16 protein-coding genes are annotated in these 14,536 nt (G+C 65.4%); 11 read left to right on the top strand and 5 right to left on the bottom strand.

All coding sequences use genetic code 11. The features are described 5' to 3' along the window. Positions 1 to 229 precede the first annotated feature (229 nt). Positions 230 to 412, top strand: a complete 183-nt coding sequence (locus tag ACIPJY_RS18005; protein WP_400467684.1) for a hypothetical protein — start codon at positions 230 to 232, stop codon at positions 410 to 412. Positions 413 to 699: 287 nt separating this feature from the next. On the opposite strand, the gene ACIPJY_RS18000 is transcribed toward ACIPJY_RS18005, so the two are convergent. From ACIPJY_RS18000 to ACIPJY_RS17980, 5 genes are all read right to left on the bottom strand, one after another. Continuing rightward, the gene (locus ACIPJY_RS18000; protein ID WP_400467682.1) at positions 700 to 858 is read right to left on the bottom strand and encodes a hypothetical protein; all 159 of its coding nucleotides are present in this window, start codon (positions 856 to 858) and stop codon (positions 700 to 702) included. After that, positions 855 to 1,004 (bottom strand): hypothetical protein, encoded by a 150-nt coding sequence (locus ACIPJY_RS17995; RefSeq protein ID WP_400467680.1) that lies wholly within the window; start codon positions 1,002 to 1,004, stop codon positions 855 to 857. Before ACIPJY_RS17995 ends, ACIPJY_RS18000 begins: the two co-directional genes overlap by 4 nt. 122 nt (positions 1,005 to 1,126) lie before the next feature. Then, a complete protein-coding gene (locus ACIPJY_RS17990) occupies positions 1,127 to 1,690 on the bottom strand; it encodes a MarR family winged helix-turn-helix transcriptional regulator (protein ID WP_400467678.1) in 564 nt (187 codons plus the stop codon). A 629-nt stretch (positions 1,691 to 2,319) separates the two neighbouring features. Continuing rightward, the gene (locus ACIPJY_RS17985; RefSeq protein WP_400467676.1) at positions 2,320 to 3,792 is read right to left on the bottom strand and encodes a GH32 C-terminal domain-containing protein; all 1,473 of its coding nucleotides are present in this window, start codon (positions 3,790 to 3,792) and stop codon (positions 2,320 to 2,322) included. Beyond that, positions 3,793 to 4,842, bottom strand: coding sequence for a LacI family DNA-binding transcriptional regulator (locus ACIPJY_RS17980; protein WP_400467674.1), 1,050 nt, complete (start codon positions 4,840 to 4,842; stop codon positions 3,793 to 3,795). It lies immediately after the preceding gene. 136 nt (positions 4,843 to 4,978) lie between these two features. On the opposite strand from ACIPJY_RS17980, the gene ACIPJY_RS17975 reads away from it, so the two are divergent. From ACIPJY_RS17975 to ACIPJY_RS17930, 10 genes are all read left to right on the top strand, one after another. Further along, the gene (locus ACIPJY_RS17975; protein ID WP_400467672.1) at positions 4,979 to 6,385 is read left to right on the top strand and encodes an ABC transporter substrate-binding protein; all 1,407 of its coding nucleotides are present in this window, start codon (positions 4,979 to 4,981) and stop codon (positions 6,383 to 6,385) included. Further along, positions 6,385 to 7,332, top strand: coding sequence for a carbohydrate ABC transporter permease (locus tag ACIPJY_RS17970; protein WP_400467670.1), 948 nt, complete (start codon positions 6,385 to 6,387; stop codon positions 7,330 to 7,332). Before ACIPJY_RS17975 ends, ACIPJY_RS17970 begins: the two co-directional genes overlap by 1 nt. After that, the gene (locus ACIPJY_RS17965; RefSeq protein ID WP_131847224.1) at positions 7,329 to 8,237 is read left to right on the top strand and encodes a carbohydrate ABC transporter permease; all 909 of its coding nucleotides are present in this window, start codon (positions 7,329 to 7,331) and stop codon (positions 8,235 to 8,237) included. Before ACIPJY_RS17970 ends, ACIPJY_RS17965 begins: the two co-directional genes overlap by 4 nt. Beyond that, positions 8,234 to 9,661, top strand: coding sequence for a glycoside hydrolase family 32 protein (locus ACIPJY_RS17960; RefSeq protein WP_400467667.1), 1,428 nt, complete (start codon positions 8,234 to 8,236; stop codon positions 9,659 to 9,661). Before ACIPJY_RS17965 ends, ACIPJY_RS17960 begins: the two co-directional genes overlap by 4 nt. Before the next feature lie 55 nt (positions 9,662 to 9,716). Then, the gene (locus ACIPJY_RS17955; protein WP_400467665.1) at positions 9,717 to 10,625 is read left to right on the top strand and encodes a carbohydrate kinase; all 909 of its coding nucleotides are present in this window, start codon (positions 9,717 to 9,719) and stop codon (positions 10,623 to 10,625) included. Continuing rightward, positions 10,622 to 11,437 carry a twin-arginine translocase subunit TatC gene (gene tatC, locus ACIPJY_RS17950; RefSeq protein ID WP_400468251.1) on the top strand — a complete coding sequence of 272 codons (816 nt, stop codon included), beginning with the start codon at positions 10,622 to 10,624 and terminating at the stop codon, positions 11,435 to 11,437. The genes ACIPJY_RS17955 and tatC overlap by 4 nt, the downstream gene beginning before the upstream one ends. 40 nt (positions 11,438 to 11,477) lie before the next feature. Beyond that, positions 11,478 to 11,690 carry a twin-arginine translocase TatA/TatE family subunit gene (locus ACIPJY_RS17945; protein WP_400467661.1) on the top strand — a complete coding sequence of 71 codons (213 nt, stop codon included), beginning with the start codon at positions 11,478 to 11,480 and terminating at the stop codon, positions 11,688 to 11,690. Between the two features lie 32 nt (positions 11,691 to 11,722). After that, a complete protein-coding gene (locus ACIPJY_RS17940; RefSeq protein WP_400467659.1) occupies positions 11,723 to 12,067 on the top strand; it encodes a preprotein translocase subunit TatA in 345 nt (114 codons plus the stop codon). After that, entirely contained in the window at positions 12,057 to 13,646 is a 1,590-nt protein-coding gene (locus ACIPJY_RS17935; protein ID WP_400467657.1) for a glycoside hydrolase family 32 protein, read from the top strand. The genes ACIPJY_RS17940 and ACIPJY_RS17935 overlap by 11 nt, the downstream gene beginning before the upstream one ends. 200 nt (positions 13,647 to 13,846) lie before the next feature. Further along, the gene (locus ACIPJY_RS17930; RefSeq protein ID WP_175325044.1) at positions 13,847 to 14,416 is read left to right on the top strand and encodes a recombinase family protein; all 570 of its coding nucleotides are present in this window, start codon (positions 13,847 to 13,849) and stop codon (positions 14,414 to 14,416) included. Positions 14,417 to 14,536: the final 120 nt, after the last annotated feature.

The following is a 14,536-nucleotide window of genomic DNA, read 5'->3' as shown; positions in this document are numbered from 1 at the left end:
GAGTGAGTCCTTTGCTGTGTGCACGCCGAACACACCCCGCTTGAGGGTGGAGAACCAGCTACCTGCGGCTGGTGAGCGCTCCGGGTGTTTCCCGGTATGTGCAAGCTATTCGGCGCCCTCCGGCGAGGAGATTGGAATCCCGTACCCCGTTACCGCATCGTGATATTTGTTGTAGGAAATGTGACCTGTTCGAGGGTCATGGTGTTGTAGGAGCTCGTCCAGTGCGAAAGTGCTGGGATCCATCGCGCTCGTCTTCGGCGTGGTCGTCATCGCGACGTCGGTCGCGCGTCTTGCCGGTCCCGACGTCGACCTGCTGTTGGTGCTGCTCGACACGGTGCCCGGCATCCTGTGGCTTGGCGCCGGAGTGTGGTTGTGGCGCTTCGGGTGCCGCCCGTCGAACGGTGGACGGTAGGAGATCTGCCATCGGCCGCATGCAGACGCCGGCTCCTCGTGTGGTCCAGGTAGAACGTCGAATCCTTCGCAAAGCCACTGAAGTGCGCTGTCGGAGCCGGCGGTCTGTTCGTGAGGAGTCTGCCGTCAGGGCTGCCGGTTGCGCCTGGGCGCTAGTTCGGGGAGCGGGTGGGCGCGAGACAGCAGACGGCCCCCGCCGGTACTCCGGTGGGGGCCGCGCTATGCGCCGACTGGGATGTCAACGGGGCAAGAGCAGACGTTGATCGTGGGCTCTTGGGGCTTGTGGGGTCAGGCTGCTCGGAAGAAGTCGCCGTAGGACGGCTCCGGCGGGATATTGCCGTTCGTGCGGGTGTACACCAGCGCCTCAATCTCGGCGGGGTGACGCATGCCACGGCGGTGCCACTCGTGCGGGTGCGCCTGCAGGTTCGTCAGGTCCATCGCGCTCACGCTCCGACCGTAACGACGATCGCAGCAGCGGATGCGACGGTGACGGCGACGATCCCGGAGCTGGTTGCGAGGATGGCCAGCAGGCGTCCACGTGTTGCTTCTCGCACCTCCGAGAACTGCGAGTGCATTGCGTTGATCGCGCTCATTGCTGACCCTTCCCATGTCTGCCGCGCGACGCTCCGCGAGGACGACATCAGCATGCAGTGAGAAACCTAGTTTGTCTAACTATGTGATCTGGTGTGTACGCACAGTGGATACTCGGGCACCGCTAACGTCCTGGATGAGGCGTCGATGCCGGCGTCGCTACGGGTCGCGCGTCGTCAGCTCGGAGCTCGGCGTTGGTGGCGTCGGCGTGCATGGCGTTGATCATGTCGGTGAAGAAGCCGCTCATCTCCTTGACCGTTTGCGGGGAGAGCCGGTCCGCTGCAGCGATCATGCGTGCGTGCACGTCTGTGAGGGTGGTGCGGACTTCTTCGTCGGTGTGCCCCGTTGCAGTGAGGAGCACGCCACGGCCATCAGACGGGTCAGCGTGACGCTCGACATGGCCCGATGCGACGAGACGTTTCACCACCGCGGTCGTAGAGGCGGAGGTGATGCCGAGGTGCGCGGCCAGCTCGGTGGAGTTCACCTGTGTACCACGTTCGCCGGCACGGAGGAGGTAGCGGACTGCCTCCATGTCTGTTTGGTTCATCCGCATGCTCTTGCGGGTCCGCTGTCGCATCTCGATTTCGGCGGAACGGTACTGCCGCATCAGGTTCAGCAGCTGGATCCCGGAGCGGGAAGCACGGTCGGGATACCAATACCCAGACTCGTCGTACGTCTGCTCGTTCACGATGATCACCTACCTCACGGATTACGCCCAAACAATACCTAGATAGCCTAGTAAATCGGGGTACAGGCGGCCCGGCTTCGTCGGGGCAGACATCCACTCTCGGCGAGCTCCCCGCGATCTCCTCGACGCGAAGTCCTTAAGCCCGTTCCCGCGCTGGCATCGTTTCATTGCGCTCCACCGACGGTGTCGCAGCGCGCGCTACGCACTCGATCCGCATCGGCCCGAACCTGGGCAGCACGGAGTGCGACGCGACAGCTTCGACATAACAGCCGATTCGCTCCAGCGGTGGGACGATGGCTACTTTTCATCCATGCCCTCCGCCGAGCCCTACCCGTCGGTATGGTGGCGGTACCGCTGCGAGCTGCCGCACGATCACAACGGCTTTCACCAGGCCATCCGTAAGACCACCTCGGCGCAGTGGAATGACGCCGCAGCGAGGCGCGGCTTTCCACGACCGCGCGGCCCGAAGCCGGCAACGGATGTGCGGTAGCCGATTGACCTCCGAGCGTGGTGGTCGAGTTCATGCCTGACCTCCGAGCCTGGACCCCCAAGTCGATCTGGAAGTAACGCAACGAACGAAGTGCGCCTGCCCCGTGATGCGGTGCAGGCGCACTTCGTCGATGCTGGCGCTAGCGAGTACTGACCGTCAGACGATCAAGAGTGAATACGCCGTCCTGCACGAAGACACCGACGCGCCCCGCGGGGCGATCGTAGAGGCGCGCGCTCAACGCGACGGCCCCGTCGACGACGGCGACACAGACGTCCCCGTCCAAGTGCACCTCGAGGTGATGCGCGCCGGCCGCAAGCTTTACAGGGCGCTCGAGCTCGACGGCGTGCGGAACGTCGCCGAGGATCTGCCACTGCTCCCCACCGGTTCTGCCGCGCGGCCAACGGTCCAACACGAGCCGGTTCCGATCCGGCTCGAGGCGGAGTGCGTACCCCTGTTCGCCATCGTCGCTGGTGCGCAGGAGCACCCCAACCGACCTGGTGTCCGCGTCGAGCGTGAGGTCCACGGCCACCAGCGCCTCGGACGGGAGTTCCGGCCCGATCCAAGCCGCGTATCGGGTCGTTGCGCCAGCACCCACCGCTGCGGCAGGATCGTTGACCGGTTCGAGGCGCGCCGTGATGTCGACCTCGTTCGTGTACGCGGCTTTAATGCCCTCTGGAAGGTCGAACCGCAACGTCCCGTCGGCGCGCTGGTGGGCCTGCAGCGTCGCCATGGTGCCGGCCCACTGCCACGCGCCGCCATCACGCCGGTCCTCCTTCGACGCGATCCACCCGACAAAGTACCGGCGGTCGCCGAGCGCGACGGTCTTCGCGGCGTAGAAGGCTCGGCCGTCGACGGTGTCATCAGCCGGCGCGAACCATGGGCCGTCCGGTGACTTCGCGATGCGGTAGCGGGTGCAGAATGCGTCGGAGAACTCCGAGTACACCAGGTACCACCACTCACCCCACTGGAATACGTCAGGGCACTCCTGCGTGATGAAGCGGTGCGGTTCCCAGATCGGCTCGGCATCCCGCCACGAGACGAGGTCATCGGACTCGAGCCGTGCCACGACGCCGGAACGCCGATACGGCTCGTCCGGTCGCCGAGTGGCGAGGAGCATCTGCCAGGGCCGGTCGGCATTGGGACGGAAGACGAAAGGGTCTCGCCAATCTTCGGGGGAGTAGCCAGCGAGTGCGGGGAAGTCCCACTCGGGATGCTTGGTCCAGTCGGTCAGATCACCGGATGACGTCGCGTGCGCGACAACCTGCGCGTCCTTGAAGCCGCCATCGGGTCCGGTCTTGATACGGGGATTGTGCCCCGTGTAGAACAAGTGCAGCGTTCCCTCCTCATCACGAACAACGCTGCCGGTGTAGCAGTCAAAGTCGCTCGCGTCGGGGCCGCCCGAGGGAAGCACGACCCCCTCGTCCGTGAAGGTGACGAAGTCGGTCGTGGTCACGACTGCCCAGGGCATGCCCGTCGCTCGTTCGAGCGGCGGAGCGTCTGGTCGTTCGTCGAGGAGGTAGAACAGCCACGCCGTTCCGTCGTGTTCGAACGGGATGACGTCGCCGACGTAACCGTTCGGGGGCTGGAAGTGGGTACTGGACGGGGGAGTCACTTAGGTTCCTTCGGGTCGTGGGGCTGCGAGCGAGCTGCGGGAGACGTATGCGCAGGGCACGAGGTGCCGGCCGGGCTGTTCCGCCTCCGCCAGGAGCAGCATCCCGGCCTTGAAGCCCATCTGCTGGTGCGGCAGTGCGACGGTGGTGAGCGGTGGATGCATCTGGTCGGCGAGGTCGGGTTGGTCGTCGAAGCCGACGATGCTGATGTCCTCCGGGCATCGCATCCCCAGCGCCTGAGCCGCCATCAGCGCGCCGACCGCCATGCGGTCGTTACCGCAGATGATCGCCGTGGGACGGTTGTCTGCATCGTCGAGAACCTCTACCGCGAGGTCGTAGCCGGATCCCACCTGGAACGTGCCGAACGTGATGCTGATCTGTGTCGACGGGATGCCCGCGTCGGCGGCGGCGCGGTCGAGTCCGCGCTTTCGTTCTTGGCAGGCGTAGTCGTCCTCAGGGCCGCCGAGGAAGGCGACGGTGGTGTGGCCGGCTGCGAAGACAGCGGCGGCGGCGTCGTACCCGCCCTGGTACTCGTCGGCGAGCACGGTGACTGCGGGTGCGTCCTCGGGCGGGAAGCAGTTGACGAAGACCGTCGGGACCGCGTCGAGTCCGGCAACCGGGGTGACGTACTCGGGCCCGGGCGCTGCGTAGACCAGGCCGGCGACTCCTTGCCGGACGAGGTTCTCGACGGCCGCTTTGCCTCCGTCGGACGTCTGCGCGGTCTCGACCACAAAGCACACGTACCCGGCCTCCTGCACGGCCTGCTGCACGCCGAGCACGATGTGACCCGCGTAGGGCTGGGAGACAAGCCGGTCGGCGATCACACCGACTGTGTAGGACCGATTCGATCGCAGCGACTGCGCCGCCCGGTTGGGCTGGAAGTTCAGCTCCTTCGCGGCCTCGAGGACACGAGTGCGCGTCTCAGCAGCGATTGAAACGTCCCGGCGATCGTTAAGGACGAACGACACCGTCGGCTGGGACACGCCAGCGTGGCGCGCGACGTCCTTCATGGTGACGCGCTGTGACTGCGTTGTCTGCTTGCGGTTCGCCATCGACCCTCCTCCGTTGCCATCATCATGCCAGAACAAATACGTATTGCGTCGCACTGAAGGGCTGTGTACGCTCGCCCTGTAAATACGTATTGGCCCCGACCTAGCGGGGTCACGATCGCTCAGAGAGGAGCGACCCATGGCGAACGGCTTCAGCACCCCGATCGACCGGCGCACGCTGTTCAAGTTCGGCGGCGCAGGACTCGCGCTGGCCGGCATCGGATCGCTGGCTGCATGCTCGACTACCGGCGGCGGGGGCAGCAGCTCCGGCACGGTGAAGATGCTCTACTTCGGCGAGCAGAGCGCGGCGACCGCCCTGCAGAAGGCCATCGAGCCGAAGATCAAGGCCCTCGACAAGAAGGCGAGTCTGCAGGTCACGGCGATTAACGGCACCGACTGGAACGACTTCCTCGCGAAGGTGCTCACTCAGATCGCCTCGGGTGACGTGCCGGACATCGTCAGCGTGGCAACCGAGGGGCAGCAGCTGCTCGCGTCGAAGAACCTCCTCACCCCGCTCGACGACTACGTCACGAATAACCTCTCGGACCTACACACCTACTTCACCGGCGCCCACCCGGCGCTGCTCGAGTCGACGATGTACCAGGGGCACCTCTACACGCTGCCCGACAGCTTCAACGCGGGCAGCATGTTCTACTCCACCGACCTGTTCGACAAGGCTGGCCTGTCCCGCCCGACGAGCAAGTGGTCGATGGACGACTTCCACTCCTCGGCTGGGAGCATCGCAAAGGTCGGCGGCGGCACCTACGCCTTCGACTGGGTCGTTCGCCTCTGGGGCAGCTGGACCTCGTTCCTCTACGCTAACGACGGGAACCTGCTCGAGGAGGGCAAGTACTCCGGCGGCGACTGGCTGTGGAACAGCAAGGCCTTCTCCGACAACCCGATCGGTGTCTCCGGACGCAAGGGCGGTTGGAAGTGGGGTGACCCTACGGCGAACTCCGATGCCGCCATCGAGGCGCTGCAGTACGTCATCGACCTGCAGAAGTCCGGTGCGTCCCCGTCGCCCGACGTTGGCGGTGGCGCCACGCTGCAGGGTCTGATGGCATCCGGACGGATCGGTATGACCATCGGTGGCGGCTTCTGGGCCGGTGGCCTCCACAACGCCGGGATGAAGAACGGCAGCTTCGATGTCGTCGAGTTCCCCACGTGGAAGAGCAACAAGTCGCTCTTCGGCGCCGGTGGATACGGCATCTTCAACTCTTCCAAGAACAAGGAACTCGCGTTCGAGGTCATCAAGGTCATGGTGCAGCCGGAGAGCTTCGACGCCCTCTGGCCCGGCAACGTCACCACACCGGCACAGAAGTCGCTGATGACCGCCGAGCGGTACAAGACAACCGGGCCGGAGCACTGGTCGGTGTTTTACGACCAGCTCGACAACTCGGTGCCGATCTCCGCACCGCCGTACTACAACGCCCTCGCGACCGCCCTCAACCAGCGCACCACCCAGGCGATCTCGTCCGGGAACGCCAAGAAGGCGCTCGACGGCCTCCAGGCAGACATCGAGAAGGCAGCCTCGCAGGCTTCGTGATGACAGCAGCAACAGAAACACCAATCCGGCGGGCTGCCAAGGTCGCAGCCCGCCGGCCAGCGGCCAAGCGCGCCCGCCGACGTGAGTCCACGTTCGGGTTCCTGATGATCGGGTTCGCGGTGATCTTCGTCGCCGTGTTCACCCTCATCCCCATCCTCGCCTCCCTCGGGCTCTCGTTCACCTCGTGGGACGTCATCAGCAGCCCCAAGTGGGTCGGGTTCGACAACTACAAGCGGCTTTTCACCGACGGGCCGGTCCTAGCGTCGTTCGGTGTGACCGTCGCCCTCGCGATCGCCATCGTCGTGCTGCAGATCTCGCTCGGCCTGCTCCTGGCGGTGCTAGCGAACAACCGGAAGCGCAACGCCACCCGCGTGTTCTTCCGCACGTCGTTCTACCTGCCGCTGTTGGCTTCAACCGCCGCCGTGTCGATCTTCATGGGCTACATCTTCGACACCAAGTTCGGCCTCATCAACTACTACCTCAACGAGATTGGGCTGCCCGGCGCGCACTGGCTGAACGACCCGTTCTGGGCGAAGGTCACGGTCGTGATGGTGGTGGTCTGGCAGCAGGTCGGCTTCACGTTCGTGCTCTTCGTCGCTGCACTCCTCGCGGTGCCGGTCGACGTGCAGGAAGCCGCAGCGATCGACGGCGCCGGCCCCTGGCGGACCCTGTTCCGAATCAAGATTCCGCTCATCAGCCCGACGATCCTGTTCGCCACCGTGATCGCGATGATCAACGCGATGCAGCTGTTCGATCAGCCGTTCATCATGACTAAGGGTGGACCGGGCACCGCAACGACGACCGCGACGATCTCCATGTACCAGGCCGGCTTCCAGAACCTGCAGTTCGGGTTTGCCTCGGCCATCGCGATCCTGCTGCTGGTCATCATCGGCATCATCACCGGGATCCAGTTCATCGCCGCACGAAAGCTGGTGTTCTACCAATGACGACCACTGACACCCTCAACCCGCTGCACGCCCCGGAAACCGTCGCGCAGCCGGCCGTAAGCCACATCGTTCGGCGCCGCAAGCCCGTCGCCAAGGTGGGAAGCATCCTTGGGATGATCATCCTGATCATCGCCGCCGTGTTCGCCCTTGGGCCACTGCTCTGGACGCTGACCACCTCGCTGCGCACCCCGGCGGAGTCGTTCCAGAACCCGCCGCAGTGGATCCCGCTCTCGTGGGACTTCGGCAACTACGCGGCGGTGTTCAACCAGATCCCGATCGGGCAGTTCTTCGTCAACAGCGTTCTCGTGACGTTGCTCATCGTCGTCGGACAGACCATCACCTGCACCTTGTCCGGGTACGCCTTCGCGATGATCAGCTTCCCCGGGAAGAACACCATCTTCGGCATCTTCCTCGCCACGATGATGGTGCCGATCCAGACGATCATCATCCCCGTGTTCGTCATCCTGAAGGACTTGGGGCTGACCGGTTCCATCGCGTCCCTGATCGTCCCCGCGCTCGGCAGCGCGTTCGGGACGTTCCTCATGCGCCAGTACTTCATGCAGATGCCCAAGGAGCTCGGGGAGGCGGCCCGCATCGACGGCGCGAGCCAGTTCGGGGTGTTCTGGCACGTGTACTCGCGGATGGCCAGCCCGGCGATCGCGACGCTGGCGATTCTCAACTTCTCCGGCTTCTGGGCCGAGTACTACCGGCCGCTGATCTTCCTCAACCAGCAGGACACCTTCACCCTGCCGCTCGGGCTCGTCGGCCTGCAGGGGAACCTCGGCACCGGATCGATCTCAGTCGTCCTCGCAGGCGTCGTGCTGACCATGATTCCGAGCGTGCTGCTGTTCATCTTCGCGCAGCGGTACTTCATCGAAGGCGTCACCGCAGGGTCGTCCCGATGACCGACCTCCACGCCCTGCCACCAGCACCCCAGGAAGCCGCACCCGCCGTGACCGCAGCAGACCACCTCCTTCCGCAGTTCCACGTCCGACTCCCTCGTGGGTACGTCAACGATCCGAACGGCCCCATCGACATCGGCGGGCAGGCGCACCTGTACTTCCAGTCCCGGCCGCGGGTGGACCTCGAGATCCCCGTCGAGTGGGGCCACGCCACCAGCGACGATCTCGTGCACTGGACGCTCCACCGGCCGGCGATCGTCCCCGTCCCCGGTGGCGCCGACTCCGGCGGCGCATGGTCTGGTAACACGGTTCTGCACAACGGCACCGTGCGCGCCTACTACTCCGGCAAAGTCGATCACAGTCCGTTCCAGTCGGTCCTCCTCGCCGAATCCACCGACGGTGGGATAACGTTCGGCCCTCCCGTGCAGGTCGTCGCCGACCCGTCTGCTGACGAGGCGATCACCATGTTCCGCGACCCATTCGTCTGGCAAACGGATGACGGATGGTCGATGGCGGTCGGCGCGGCGGCCAGGAATCACACCGCGTCTGTCCGCCACTACCGATCCGTCGACGGCATCAGCTGGAGCCACGCGGGCGATCTGGTGTCGATGGCACGCGACACGGTCAACGGCATCGATACCGGCGAAGGGTGGGAGTGCCCACAGATTCTCACCGTCGACGGCATCGACATCGCGATCGTGGCGTCCTGGTCCCACGCCGCCGGCCCGGGCGAGGTGGTCGCCATCCCGCTGGCCGTGTCTCCTTCGCCGTTCAAAGTCGATGAAGGGCAGCACTTCTACGCAGCTTCCGTGATGCGGACCAGCTCGTGGGGGCCGGTGCTCTTCGGATGGGTCACCGAAGGCCGAACCGAGCAGTGGACCGAGCAAGCAGGCTGGTCCGGCGCGATCTCTCTACCGCGCCGGGCGTGGATCACGAACGGTCGACTCGGCACCGAACCCCACCCCGCAATCGACGCCCTTCGCGCCGGCAGCTCGCAGGCTGCAAACGGTGCTCGCATCGGCGCGCAAGCCGAAATCGTGCTGCCCGTCGCCATCACCGGCTGCATCCGGCTGCGCTTCTCCGATGCCGAATACCTCGACATCACGGTCGACGTCGATGCAGACACCCTCACCGTCGACCGGGCGCACGCCAGCACGGATCACCGCGCTGACCCGAGCCCGGCGGTGATTCGTGCTCCCTTCGACCGGACCGCGGACCGACCCGCAGTCCGAGTGCTGCTGGACGGTTCGGTTCTCGAACTGTTCACCAGCGCAGGACGTTCCGTCACCACGCGCGTCTACCCGACGCAGGCGCCGCCGTGGAGCGTGGAAGCCCCAAATCAGGCGCTGGCGTGGCATCTCAAGCCGAGCGTCACAACTGTTTCAGCTCCCGCCGCCGACGCCACGGCTGGATCCGCCTCGATCTAGCGGAGCGGCGCCGACAGGTTCGCCGACACCACCTCGTTCCCAATCATCGAAGGAGATGACTGTGCATCGAATTACCGTTGCGGGAGAAGCCCTCGTCGACATCGTCCACGACGACGCCACACGGGAGATCCCCGGCGGGAGCCCCGCGAACGTCGCTCTCGGGCTCGGACGGCTCGGCGCGCCGGTCGAGTTCGCCACGTGGCTCGGGAACGACGCTCGCGGCAACCAGGTCGCAGATCACCTCGAGGCATCAGGGGTCGAGCTGGTGCCAGGCGTCTTCGGTGCCACGAAAACCTCCGCTGCGACAGTCCGGCTTGCTCCGGACGGTCAGCCTACCTACGAGTTCGGCATCGAATGGGACCTGCCGCACCTGCAGGACACGCCTCGATGGCTGCACATCGGATCGATCGGCGCATTCCTGCAGCCCGGAGCGGGCAAAGTGCGAGAGCTCGTTCGACGCACCGCAACCGCCGGTGGCATCGTCTCGTTCGATCCGAACATCCGACCCGCGCTTCTCGGAGATGCGGTAGCAGAACGGGTTCGGTTCGAGCAGCTCGCTGCGGACACCACTGTGCTGAAACTCTCCGACGAGGACGCCGCCTGGCTCTACCCAGGCGACAGCGCCCACGTCGTCCTCGACCGGCTCCTCGAGCTCGGCGTCACGCTGGCCGCCATCACCACCGGTGCCGCCGGCGCAACGCTCACCACCGCACGAGAGCGGATCGCCGTGCCCAGCGACCGTGTCGACGTCGTCGACACGGTCGGGGCCGGCGACACGTACATGGCCACCCTCATCTGGCAACTCCAGGACACCATCGGCACGCTCGACGCCCTGGACTCCATCGCGCTGACACGACTCGGGCAGGTCAGCGCCAGCGCCGCGGCGATCACCGTGAGCCGTCGTGGTGCGGATCTACCAACCGCCGATGACGTGCTTACAGCACTGGGCGAGCCCACCAGATGAGCGCCCCGTCCGTTCCCCGCGGGACGACGCGGCAGGAGCGCCCCGCCGCCGGAACGATGTCACTCGGGCAGCACCTCAACGAGCTCCGGAAGCGGCTCTTCCGCGCAGTGCTCGCCATCGCAGTCTCCGCGGTCATCGGCTGGTTCCTCACACCGTTCGTGCTCGATCAACTCCGCGCACCCGTCACCGAGCTCGCAAACGCCGGCGGCGGTCACACCGCGGAACTGAACTTCCCCGCCATCAGCGGCGCCTTTGATTTGCGCCTCCAAATCACGATCACCATCGCGGTCGTCATCGCCAGCCCTGTCTGGCTGTACCAAGTCTGGGCGTTCATCGTTCCTGCGCTGGTGCGGAAGGAAAAGCTCTACGCCGTCGGGTTTGTCGGATCCGCGATTCCCCTCTTCCTTGGCGGATGCTGGTTCGGCTGGTACGTCCTGCCGCACATCGTGCAGATCCTCGGCAGCTTCGTCGCCCACCAGGACACCTCGATCGTCGACGCGAAGGCGTACTACGACTTCGCCGTGAAGCTTGTCCTCGCCGTCGGCATCGCGTTCGTCCTGCCGGTGGTCCTCGTCCTGCTGAACTTCGTCGGGGTCCTCACCGCGAACGCGATCCTCGGTGCGTGGCGCATTGCTGTGCTCTGCATCCTCATCTTCACCGCACTCGTCACACCATCCGCAGACATCGCGTCGATGTTCTTGCTCGCTATCCCGATGGGCGTGCTCTACCTCGCAGCGTGCGCGGTCGCTTGGCTGCACGACCATCGTCTTGCTCGCCGTCTCGCGGCAGCTTCCTCAACCACCACCCCGTGACGTAGCGTCCGCTGCGCCGTCTGCACACGAAGGACTCATCATGCTCGGCAACCTCACCGGCATCCACCTGCTCATCATCCTCGGCATCGTCATACTCCTCTTCGGCGCCACCAAGCTGCCCGCCCTGGCAAAAGGGCTCGGGCAGTCGCTCAACATCTTCCGCAGCGAGATCCATGCCAGCGACAACAAGAAAAGCTCCGACCCGGCCAGCGCCCCGGTCGTACACGACGGCACCGTGCCGTCGCACGAGTGAGCTGCTCTCGGGCGAGCTGACGAGGAAGCACCGTGGACGTCGAGAAACTGCTCGTCATCGCCGTCATCGCCGTCATCGCCGTCATCGCCGGGTTGTGTCTCGGACCGGCTCGGCTAGCCGCCCACACCAGACAGCTCAACGCCTTCTTGCGTCAGCTGCGGGGATGGGCTGACACGACCAAAGCGCAGATCGAAGAGCAGACCGGGGTCGACATCGACTGGTCCGAACTCAATCCACGCCGCTACGACCCGCGCCGCATCATCCGTGACGCGCTCACGCAACCTCAGACACCGTACGAAACCGCCATTGAACCAACCGCGCTCACCCACACCGCAGGACCAACCAACCCTCGAACCGGAGTCAACGATGACCTCTGAAATCCACCGCCGAGCCCTCTTCCAGGGCGCCGGAATCGGCGCCCTGGCGCTGTTCGCCACCGCGGCACCCGCTGAAGCAGCGCAGGCTGCCACCGCAGGATCCGCCTCCACGTCAGCCACCGCAGCGACATCATTCCGCGCGAAGTACCACATGACCCCGCCCTCCGGGTGGCTGTCCGACCCACAGCGCCCCGTGTTCACCCGGGGCGCCTACCAGCTGTACTACCTGCACTCCGACGTCGACAACGGGGACGGCGGATGGGACCACGTCTCCACCACCGACGGCATCAACTTCACCTTCCAGGGCACCGTCATCCCCCTCCAGACGAACCTGCCCACCTGGACCGGCTGCACCCTGATCGACACGAACAACACCGCCGGCTACGGCGCCGGCGCCGTCATCGCGCTAGCCACCCGCCCCACCGGAGGCGTCCGGAAGTACCAGGAGCAGTACCTCTTCTACTCCACCGACGGCGGCTTCACGTTCACCGCCCGACCGAACCCCGTCATCGTCAACACCGACGGACGCACCGCAACCACCGACGTGGAAATATCCAACGCGGAGTGGTTCCGCGACCCCAAGGTGGCCTGGGACGACGTTCGCAGCGAATGGATTTGCGTCATCGGCCGGCAGCGCTACGCCGCGTTCTACACCTCGAAGAACCTCATCGACTGGACGCTCCAGCACAACTTCGACTACCCCGACCACAACCTCGGCGGCATCGAATGCCCCGACCTCTTCCAAATCACAGCAGATGACGGCACCAAACACTGGGTTCTCGCCGGCAGCATGGACGCCTACAACGAGGGGCTGCCCTGCACGTACGCGTACTGGACCGGCTCCTGGAACGGCACCACGTACACGGCGGACAACCTCACCCCGCAATGGCTCGACTGGGGGTGGGACTGGTACGCGGCGGTCACCTGGCCGGCCAACGACGCCCCGACAACGAAGCGGTACGGCCTCGGCTGGATGAACAACTGGAAGTACGCGAACCGGCAGGTCCCCACCGACGCATCCGACGGGTACAACGGCCAGAACTCGATCGTCCGCGAGATCACGCTGCAGAAGCAGACCGATAGTCGCTACACCCTCCTCAGTGCACCGATCGCGGCGCTCAAGGGCACCGCGAAGCGGACCGTGCCGGTCGCGAACCAGACCGTGAACGGTTCGGTGGTGTTGCCCTACAACGGCCGCGCGTACGAGATCGAGCTCGACGTCACGTGGACCAATGCCACCAACGTCGGCGTTTCCGTCGGACGCTCGACGGACGGGGCGCGACACACCAACATCGGTAAGTACGGGAGCGACCTGTACGTCGACCGCGCGCCGTCCGACCGTGCAGGATTCGCGTTGGCGCCCTACACGCGGGCTGCAGCACCCGTCGATCCGGCCGCCCGCGCCGTGCACCTCCGCATCCTCGTCGACACGCAAAGCGTCGAGGTGTTCGTTAACGCCGGCTACACGGTCCTGTCCAACCAGGTGAACTTCGACGCCGGCGACACAGGTATCTCGCTGTACTCCGACGGCGGCCCCGCCACCTTCTCCAACATCACCATCCGCGAATACGGAAGCTAGCACGCGCAGGGCGAAAGGCAGCAGCTGCCTTTCGCCCTGCGGCGGCTTCTGCGCTGCCCGCCAGCCGGTCGCTCCCCGCACACATCGGCAGCCTCGGGGAAGGGAATCGAGAACTCAGGAAACGTCTAGGCTTCGTAGTCTCAACAGGCTGTCCCGCGAAAGTGCCCGGTGAAGGTCCGGCTGACAGTACAGTTGCCGTCATGCTGATCGGATACGCCCGCGTCTCGACCTCCGGACAGGACCTCGCGGCGCAGCGCGACGGCTTGCATGCCCTTGGCGTCGCCGATCAGGACATCCACGTTGATCACGGGATGTCCGGCACCACTCGAGAACGCCCGGGCCTTCGATCAGCTCTCGCCTCTGTTCGAGCTGGAGACACCCTTGTCGTCACGAAGCTCGATCGACTTGCTCGATCGCTTCGCGACGCCACCGACATCGCGGACGAGCTCACGAAGAAGGGTGTCGCGCTCAACCTCGGGGGATCGGTCTACGACCCCACCGACCCTGTTGGCCGACTCCTGTTCAACGTCCTCGGCATGGTCGCCGAGTTCGAAGCCGACCTCATCCGGGCACGCACCCGCGAGGGCATGGCGATTGCGAAGGCCGCCGGCAAGCTCCGCGGCGGCAAGCCCAAGCTCAACAAGGCACAGGAGAAGCACCTTGTCGAGCTGCACCGTGCTGGCACCCACACCACCAGCGACCTCGCTGAGCTGTTCGGTGTGGCGCGAGCGACCGTCTACCGGGCCGTTCATCGCGCCGACCCGAAGTGAGGAACAGCCCGATTCTCGGGTAGCCATCGGCTATTGAGACGGTTCCTGACTTGTCGTGAGCAGGTGCTTTATCGCAGCATCCGAGACCTGTGGCGGCATCGAATGGGCGCCGTCGAACAC

Origin of the sequence: Curtobacterium sp. NPDC090223 (assembly GCF_044746585.1) — a bacterium.
Lineage (GTDB): Bacteria > Actinomycetota > Actinomycetes > Actinomycetales > Microbacteriaceae > Curtobacterium.
This window is presented reverse-complemented; position numbering and strand designations above follow the sequence as displayed.

Excerpts from the sequence above, each read along its gene's own strand:
- ACIPJY_RS17965 (WP_131847224.1), top strand. The coding sequence starts at position 7,329 with ATGACGACCACTGACACCCTCAACCCGCTGCACGCCCCGGAAACCGTC.
- ACIPJY_RS17955 (WP_400467665.1), top strand. The coding sequence starts at position 9,717 with ATGACTGTGCATCGAATTACCGTTGCGGGAGAAGCCCTCGTCGACATC.
- ACIPJY_RS17970 (WP_400467670.1), top strand. The coding sequence starts at position 6,385 with ATGACAGCAGCAACAGAAACACCAATCCGGCGGGCTGCCAAGGTCGCA.
- ACIPJY_RS17935 (WP_400467657.1), top strand. The coding sequence starts at position 12,057 with ATGACCTCTGAAATCCACCGCCGAGCCCTCTTCCAGGGCGCCGGAATC.
- ACIPJY_RS17980 (WP_400467674.1), bottom strand. The coding sequence starts at position 4,842 with ATGGCGAACCGCAAGCAGACAACGCAGTCACAGCGCGTCACCATGAAG.
- ACIPJY_RS17995 (WP_400467680.1), bottom strand. The coding sequence starts at position 1,004 with ATGAGCGCGATCAACGCAATGCACTCGCAGTTCTCGGAGGTGCGAGAA.
- ACIPJY_RS17945 (WP_400467661.1), top strand. The coding sequence starts at position 11,478 with ATGCTCGGCAACCTCACCGGCATCCACCTGCTCATCATCCTCGGCATC.
- ACIPJY_RS17975 (WP_400467672.1), top strand. The coding sequence starts at position 4,979 with ATGGCGAACGGCTTCAGCACCCCGATCGACCGGCGCACGCTGTTCAAG.
- tatC (WP_400468251.1), top strand. The coding sequence starts at position 10,622 with ATGAGCGCCCCGTCCGTTCCCCGCGGGACGACGCGGCAGGAGCGCCCC.
- ACIPJY_RS17960 (WP_400467667.1), top strand. The coding sequence starts at position 8,234 with ATGACCGACCTCCACGCCCTGCCACCAGCACCCCAGGAAGCCGCACCC.
- ACIPJY_RS17930 (WP_175325044.1), top strand. The coding sequence starts at position 13,847 with ATGCTGATCGGATACGCCCGCGTCTCGACCTCCGGACAGGACCTCGCG.